Annotated in this window: 4 protein-coding genes; 1 reads left to right on the top strand and 3 read right to left on the bottom strand. The window is 44.7% G+C overall.

Going from position 1 to position 7,254, the window contains the following annotated elements:
- Positions 1–641: 641 nt before the first annotated feature.
- Positions 642–2,642: an alpha-L-arabinofuranosidase C-terminal domain-containing protein gene (locus tag VF500_RS15285; protein ID WP_330860494.1), complete on the top strand. Its 2,001-nt coding sequence runs from the start codon at positions 642–644 to the stop codon at positions 2,640–2,642.
- 424 nt (positions 2,643–3,066) lie between these two features.
- On the opposite strand, the gene VF500_RS15290 is transcribed toward VF500_RS15285, so the two are convergent.
- The 3 genes from VF500_RS15290 to VF500_RS15300 form a co-directional block, all read right to left on the bottom strand.
- Positions 3,067–4,743 carry an endo-1,4-beta-xylanase gene (locus tag VF500_RS15290; RefSeq protein WP_330860495.1) on the bottom strand — a complete coding sequence of 559 codons (1,677 nt, stop codon included), beginning with the start codon at positions 4,741–4,743 and terminating at the stop codon, positions 3,067–3,069.
- A 27-nt stretch (positions 4,744–4,770) separates the two neighbouring features.
- On the bottom strand, positions 4,771–5,751 hold the full coding sequence (locus VF500_RS15295; protein WP_330860496.1) for a DUF5627 domain-containing protein: 981 nt from the start codon (positions 5,749–5,751) through the stop codon (positions 4,771–4,773).
- Positions 5,752–5,794: 43 nt separating this feature from the next.
- Positions 5,795–7,254, bottom strand: a 1,460-nt coding sequence (locus tag VF500_RS15300; protein ID WP_330860497.1) for a RagB/SusD family nutrient uptake outer membrane protein, incomplete at its 5' end; no start/stop codon positions are given.

Consider the following 7,254-nt stretch of genomic DNA (forward strand, 5'->3'; position numbering starts at 1 on the left):
ATTTAGAAAAAAGCAAATTTACTCGCAGCGGTATCATCTTCTCAACAATTGGTTGCTGAAACGCCCGGTTGAACTGAGTCAGAAAAGCGCTAATTCAGTTGGCAGAACGTCACAATAATTTTTAATTAATAATTGGATGTGCAAAGCAGTCGAATCAAATTTTCTGCGCAGCATCTTCCAAAGATATAGCACGTATCAAGAAAAAAAGCAAACATTTGTGTAAGCCTACACCACTACTGTACAATTTCCACTATCAAAAAGCTAAATTCCGCTTTTTCTTATCCGTTTGCATAATTTGATGAAGACACTTTCTTTGAACACCCCTTCTACAAAATTGTCAAAACCTTCCATCAATTGCATTCTTAATCTCATAAAACTCCGCCCAATCTGAGCAACTATTTTAAGTAAGTAAGATGTGCCTTCCATAGAAATTTCAGAAGAAATTACGGTTAAACAATTGTTGTGTTTTTTTAATAAAACCTTTGTTACCATTCACACTCATATCTCTACTTTAGCAACATTATAAACCGCGCATAATTTTTATTGGCATAGCTATGCAAAGCTGCTGAATACCCATTGTCATTAGAATCCTGCATGATAAACTTTATTTAATATAATAGACTTCAACCATTAATCCTAAAATGAATCTCGCCAAAAAAATCACGTTCCGTGCCTGCGTGGCTACCTGTGGCCTGCTGCCGCTAATTGCTGTTGCCCAAAACAAACCGAAACTTACGCTCAACTTAAAACAACCTATCGCAAAGGTCAGTCCCCGCCTTTACGGGCTGATGACCGAAGAAATCAACTATTCCTATGACGGAGGAATTTACGGAGAACTGATCCGTAACAGGTCTTTTAAAGATAATCACGAAAAACCAGATCACTGGACAATTGTTAAAGCAGCAAACGACAGTTCATCTATCAGCCTGGATGCCGATCACCCCGTAAACAGCGCTTTGCCGGTAAGCCTTAAGCTTAAGGCATTAGGATCCGATGTTATTGCCGGGATAGCTAACGACGGATTCTGGGGGATCCCGGTTAAACCGTCGACCACCTACCGCGGCAGCTTTTACGCATTCACAGAGAACCAGGAAAAAGCTACGATAAACTTATCGATTGAATCTAAAGATGGCAAAAAGGTTTATGCAAGATCCGTTGTTTCCGGACTTGGAAAAAGCTGGCAAAAATTTGAATATACCTTCAGCACACCGGCAGACGCAGTGCCTACAGCAGACACGCGGCTGGTTCTAAGACCTCAAAGCCCCGGTAATTATTATTTCTCGCTGGTTTCCCTGTTTCCGCCAACTTTTAACAGCAGACCGAATGGAAACCGCCAGGATATTATGCAGTTGCTTTCGGATATGCGTCCTTCATTTCTTCGCTTACCAGGTGGAAATTACCTGGAAGGCGGCTTGTTTTCCACCCGTTTCGATTGGAAGAAAACGCTGGGCCCTATTGATCACAGGCCAGGCCATATGGGTACCTGGGGCTATAGGTCTTCTGACGGACTTGGTTTATTGGAGTATCTTGAATGGTGCGAAGACCTGCACATGGAACCTCTGCTGGCAGTGTTTGCAGGTTACGCCCTGAACGGGGATTACCTGGAAGAAGGCCCATTACTTAAACCATTTGTTGACGACGCGCTGGAAGAAATAGAGTATGTAATAGGCGACACAACCACTAAATGGGGTAAAAAGAGGGCACAGGACGGCCATCCGCAACCATTTAAGCTTCATTATGTGGAAGTAGGTAACGAGGACGGCTTCGATAAATCAAAGAGTTACAACGGCCGCTTTAATCAATTTGCTGATGGCATTAAAGCAAAGTATCCAAACCTCCAGGTTATTGCAACAATGGGAGGAAAAGATTGGCTGGGAACCCGCTACCAATTTGACGCTAAGAAAGCGGATGTTGTGGATGAGCACTACTACAGGAACGCATTTGATATGGAAAGCGATGCCGATCATTACGACAAATACGACCGCAACGGACCCAAAGTTTTTGTGGGGGAATGGGCGACCCGCGAAGGTTCTCCGACACCCAACTTTAACTCGGCCCTGGGAGATGCAGCATGGATGACAGGAATGGAACGTAACTCTGATATCGTTGTGATGTCATGTTCTGCTCCCCTGTTTGTAAACGTGAACCCAGGTGGTATGCAATGGGAATCCGATCTGATAGGTTACAATACACTGAACAGTTACGGCTCACCGTCCTATTATGCCCAGCAACTGTTCAACATTTACAAGGGTGATGAAATTATTGGCATTGAAGGATCGAATATTCCAACCCAGATTCAAAAACTCAATCACAAAGATTCACTTGCATCAGTAAAACCGAAAAACTATCCGGGTTTATTTTATGTAGCAACCCGTAACAGCAAAACCGGAACAATCTTTTTAAAGCTCGTTAATTGCCTTCCATCGGTACAAAATATTGATTTAGAATTGAGCGGAATTGGAAACGTTAAAGCCGTAGCCAAGGTAATTGCTCTGAAAGCAGAAAAACCGGAAGATACCAATACAATTACTGATCCCCGAAAGATCGTGCCGCAAAATTCTACTTTTAAGGGGGTAAAAAAATCGTTCTCATATCCTCTTTCAGCATACTCGATCACTGTTTTACAAATAGAAACCCGTTAGTTATAAGTTCGCTGTGCCTCAGTGCAATGGCAGTTTAGCTTTTATTGGGTAACAAATAATCCACCTAACCTTTCGCCACCCGTGCTTTGTTTGAAGCACGGGTTTTTTAGTTTGTTTGCCATATAAATAGAATAAGCTACATGATAGCCAGCTGAACTATTAAATAATTAAAACGATAAGGCTTACCAGGAATGCTAACTGCATCTCCCTTGATCGGATTACAAAAAACACCACAGAAGTAATACTATGCACACAAATTACTTTCCTGCAAAGCCATCGGGATGCTTAAGCGCGACACACCACATCGTATTTGTTTTGCTGATGACTTCTCCAGGATGTGCAAAAACAAGGCACAGGTATAGAAAGCAAAAAGGCACAGTGCATTTTAAATGCGCTGTGCCTTTCTTTTCCGGTATCAAACCTACTATTTCCCCGTCAACCCATCCGCTACCCCAACGTATGCCGGCTTTCTTACATAACCCTCAGTCCATAAACCGATTGGCTCCCCTGCCCGCCAAAACGAGTTTTCCGGGCTGTCTAAAGGGCTCCAGAGTGTAATACCATATTGCTGTGCCTTCGGAATGATTTGCAGGTAAGTTTGAATCACATATTTATAGGTATCCTTTTGCTCATTATAATCAGCTGGTGTTGCCTGGGCGGTCTTTTTTCCGGATAAGCCCATATCAAGTTCTGATACCCTGATCAGCTTACCGGTAGCGGCAAGCAATCTGAACATTTCTGCAACCTTCGAGCGGTCGGTATTGGCGTCAATATGCATCTGTGTGCCTATGCCGTTCACCTTGGCACCTTTACTTTCAATGTATGCTACATAAGCAATTAACCCTTTGCATTTATCAAGATTCGACTCCAGTCCATAATCATTTATAAAGTGAAGATCATCCGTATTACCATAAGCCCTGGCCAGCTGAAATGCTTTGACCGCGTAGTCCTTGCCTAAATAATCTTGCCAATAAAACTCGTCTGCCGTTAAAGTACGGCCAACACCTGTTTTTAATTCAGATGGCTTGCCGTCATCCATCGGCTCGTTAACCACGTCCCAGGCTTTTACGTAATCCTTGGTTGCAGTGACCATTCCTTTGATCCATTTGTCCATGGCGTTGGTGATCAGGGTTTTCTTTTCTTCCGGTGTCTTTTGAATCTCGGTCTGCCCACCCTTTTCATTGTATTTTTTCAATGTAATATTATCGAAATAGTAATTCGTGGCGTTTTTCCCAAGGTTAAATGCGATGGCCCCGCAGTCCGCCATTTCAGGAGTGACCGTTATTTGTTTAGTATATGTAGTCCATGCCGGCGTTGACGAAAGCTGACCAAAAAAATCCCAATGCTTGTACTGGAATGGTACAACATGGGCCTGCGTACTAAAGGAAGCATTGACATCTGAACGGATATTCATGCTCAATTCATATTTCTCTCCTACGGCAACGGCCGGAGAAAACTTTAAAAAGAACTGTGCTTGCCAGTCATTGTCGTATACGGTGGTGTTGGTCAGCTTTAAAGCCCTCCCGGTTCCGTTAAATCCGGTACCCGGAGCAGTGAATGAGCTCTCTAAACCCGCTACCTGGTAATTTGACGCGTTGGTTGTTTCAAAATCAGCCTTGGTGACGATATCCCAGGTGGGCCCGGAACCGGCTATGATCGTCGGGGCGATCAGGCTGTTGAGATAAGCTGCATTTTGGTTGGCATGCCAAACCAGGGTATGTCCGTACACGGTAATACCTGCCTGTTTTGCTGTGGCGATCAGGTTTTGGACACTTTTCAACGAAAGGTCTCCGTTGGCCTGTACCACTGCTCCATGTTTCATTTCGTAGCCAAGCGCTATCTCATCAAAGTTGCTGTTAATTAAACGGTACATAAGGCCTTTACTGACATAATCGCTTAAGGACGCGCCTGCTCCCAGTTTAAAATTGGGATTACCCTGCCGGTCCAGGTAGGTTTTCAGGGGTTGATAGGCATCAATTTGTTCCTGCGCGGCAACGGATACCGGTTTTTCAACCTTGTAATCAAGTACTTCATGCTTTGAACAGGATGCTAAAAACGCGGCAACGAATAGCGTAAAAGTTATTTTAAGAAGTTGTTTCATTGTTAACGATCTAAATAGGTTTGAAATTTATTTTGTCGGATTAAATGTTTCCATCTTAACTCCCCGGTCGCGCAGTACCAGCGTATCGGTACAAGCTATTTTCATCTCATTTGATTCTATTTTATAGTTCAGGTAGATCGCGTCGCGGTCCTGGGCACCCCAGCTATTCTTCTCGCCTCTTTTTGCAAACTTGCCGGTACCCGAGGCGATAAAACCTGTCGCCCCGGCAGATACTGAACAATTGCCGTTTTCATCAAAAGAAAGTTGCAGCGGAAAGTCCTCGTTCACGTTCCCTACGCCCTTAAAAACCAGCGGTAACAATGCCCGTGTAAGCGAGATAGTGTTTACCGCTTTGACCTCATCTTTCTCTACATACTGATTATGACGTACGATGGTGTTGGTCAATTCCGAATGCCCGTCTTTGCCCTGGATAATATCTTTTCCCCTCCGCAGGTAATTACCTGTCCACATATTGATGTACTTGATGGCGTACAGGGTGTAATTCTTCTCCTTTAAAATAGAATCGCCATTGCTGACATTTGTCATACTTACCGGGAGCACATAAGTTACTTTAGTAGCAAGGGGATCAGCAAAGTAAGCGTCGGTAAGCTGAACTTCTACACCACCTACGATTTTTCCTTTGGGTATGACGATCTTGTCGGATGCGAGACGATAATAGGAAGCTGGCATCGGCAAAACTTCGCCGTTATAATCAGGCGGGTTAAACTGAAGCCCCTGGGTTAGGGTGTTATCTACTTTGATACCGATTGTGATATCTTTGGTATTTGAGTAAACGCCACTGATTGTTGCCATGACCTGGCATTTGTGCTGATTATCAAGATCAGTATTGTAAATATCCTCACCCAATGTAATGGTGCGAATGGGGTATTGATAAGCGAAGTACACTGCCTGGACCTTATAGTCGGGAAAGACAACATCAGAGTTTTTGCAGGAGCTGAGTGTTACCGACAAAAACAGTATTGCAAAAGCATATATTAATCTTTTCATTTTTTTAGTTTTAAGTACATGTTTGATAAAAAGCGTCCTGGTACTACCACCCGGTGTTTTGCTGAAGTGCGTTATATTTTAAAACTTCGCTGTAAGGAATAGGGCCATAGGTCATATAGTCCTTGAAGGACCTGTTTTCTGCGGTGATAGGCGAATAGGTGTTCTGAACAATGCTGACACCCCTGGCCGCCTCGGTAAGATTTGTGGCCCACCTGCGCAGGTCCCAGAACCTGAAACCTTCAAAACAAAGCTCCAACCTTCTTTCATTCCTTATTAAAGTACGCATGGCGTTCTTGTCGCCCTTAACAGATTCAAGATAGGCATCGCCGTTATTTAGCCCTATCCCCGCGCGTTGACGGATCTTTTTAATTACGTCATAAGCTGAATAAGCATGTGTACCAGCTACCAGTGGCCCCCATGCCTCATTTGCGGCTTCTGCATAATCCAGGTAAATTTCCGTGTACCGGATATGGGGCTTATAATGTTTTTGATTGGTAATAGAACTTGAATTTCGGTTCACGTCCTGCCGTAGCAGTTTCCGCATGTAATACCCGGTGCGGGTGGAAGTCTCAACCTTGTTGAGCCCATCATTCGTATTTCTGTCGGTTGCCGTATAGACAGGTGAAGATGAAGGCCCCGCTGAACTTCCGTTAACCACGATATAGGCCGCCAAACGGGGATCACGGTTAACGTATGGCGATGCAGGATCATAGCCACTGGCTGCATTTGTAACCGGATATCCGTTTACTGCGGGGAAAGCATCTACAAGGTTCTGGCTGGGATTTAGGCGTCCCTGGCCTGACAGGCTTGGAGGAAAATGATCAGCCTCCAGGTCACTGTTTTGTACAATACCGGTGCGCCATAAAATTTCTGCGGGATTAGCTCCCGATCCGAGCCCATCAATCTGGTTACCACCCCCTCCGGCGTACCAGGTAAGTCCATTGGCTGCAAGGCCGCTGAGTCCGCCGTTCAGATCGATCACCGTAGCCGCCGCATTTGCTGCCTTTTCCCAGGTTGTTGTCGACCCTTCGGCGTACGCTGGGCTTGCCGCCATCAATGCTGCTTTGGCGCGAATTGCTTTAGCGATCCTGCCCGTCATCCGCTGACTGAATAACTTTCCAAATACCCGGTTGTAAGTTTCCACAACCACACCTTTATATTTTGCGGGGATCTCCGACGCGGAGATGATGTCTTTATAGTCAAGGGGCAACAATTCCTCGGCCTTGTCCAGGTCGCCATAAATCTGCTGCATGCAGTCTTCAAATTTTGCGCGCGGCTGATTAAAATTAGAATTTGACGATTCCGGGTCCAGTATAATCGGGTAACCAAATATCCCACCATTGGTTTTGCCCGCATGTGCCTGCAACATGTAGAAGCTTAATAACGCCCGCAGACCGTACGCTTCACCCTTTAGGCGGTCATCAAACATCGTGTTCAGGATTGGGTTGTCCTTGTCAAACACAACTTTGTCGGCTTCTTTTAAGAACATATTCAAGTATTGGA

This window comes from Mucilaginibacter sp. (assembly GCF_036383575.1).
Classification (GTDB): domain Bacteria; phylum Bacteroidota; class Bacteroidia; order Sphingobacteriales; family Sphingobacteriaceae; genus Mucilaginibacter.

What these genes read in the sequence shown, in the direction of transcription:
- VF500_RS15285 (WP_330860494.1), top strand. Translation starts at nt 642, where the DNA reads ATGAATCTCGCCAAAAAAATCACGTTCCGTGCCTGCGTGGCTACCTGT.
- VF500_RS15290 (WP_330860495.1), bottom strand. Translation starts at nt 4,743, where the DNA reads ATGAAACAACTTCTTAAAATAACTTTTACGCTATTCGTTGCCGCGTTT.
- VF500_RS15295 (WP_330860496.1), bottom strand. Translation starts at nt 5,751, where the DNA reads ATGAAAAGATTAATATATGCTTTTGCAATACTGTTTTTGTCGGTAACA.